Source organism: Rhizobacter sp. P3_B12 (assembly GCF_056402895.1).
On the sequence record NZ_JBFUGN010001619.1, the window covers coordinates 1 to 739 of the forward strand.

Genomic DNA, 739 nt, shown 5'->3' on the forward strand with positions numbered 1-739 from the left:
TCCTCCACCACGCGCGGCTGGTCGGCGTACTGCTGGATCTCCACGCCCGCCGGCAGCTCCTGCCGCACCTGCGCCAGCCGCTGCTCCAGCGCGCGCCCGAAATCCAGCACGTTGCCGTTGGCCTGCATCGTCACGCCGATGGCCAGCACCGGCACGCCGTTGTGGCGGATGGTGAGGCTCGGCGGATCCTCGTAGCCGGTGCGCACGGTGGCGATGTCGGCCAGCCGCAGCAGCTGGCCGCCCACTTCCAGCCTCACGTCGGCAACGTCCGCGGTGCCGTGCAATCCGCCGTCCACGCGCACCTGCACGCGGTCGTGCGTGGCATCGGCCGAACCGGCCGGGGCCACCAGGTTCTGGCGCGCCAGCGCGTCGAACACGGCGGTCGGCGCGATGCCGAGCGCGGCCAGCCGCCGGGTCGACAGCTCCACGTACACGCGCTCGGCCTGCTTGCCCAGGATGTCGACCTTGCCGACACCGTCCACGCCCTGGATGCGCCGCTTCACGTCTTCGGTGACCGCCAACAGCTCGGCCATCGACAGCTCGGGCGCGCTCAACGCGTAGAGCACGCTGTAGCGGTCGTTGTACTCGTCGTTGAAGAAGGGCCCGCGCACGCCGTCGGGGAACTCCTGGCGCACATCGCCGATCTTCTTGCGCACCTGGTACCAGGCGTTGTCCAGCTCCGCCTTGCTGGAGCCGCCCTTCATGTACAGCGTGACGCCGCCATAACCCTGGCGCGAGA

At 70.4% G+C, this 739-nt stretch carries 1 protein-coding gene; it reads right to left on the reverse strand.

Features of this window, described 5'->3' with window-relative positions:
- On the reverse strand, positions 1–739 hold a 739-nt coding region (locus tag AC1D01_RS37270; RefSeq protein WP_477874928.1), incomplete at both ends, for an efflux RND transporter permease subunit.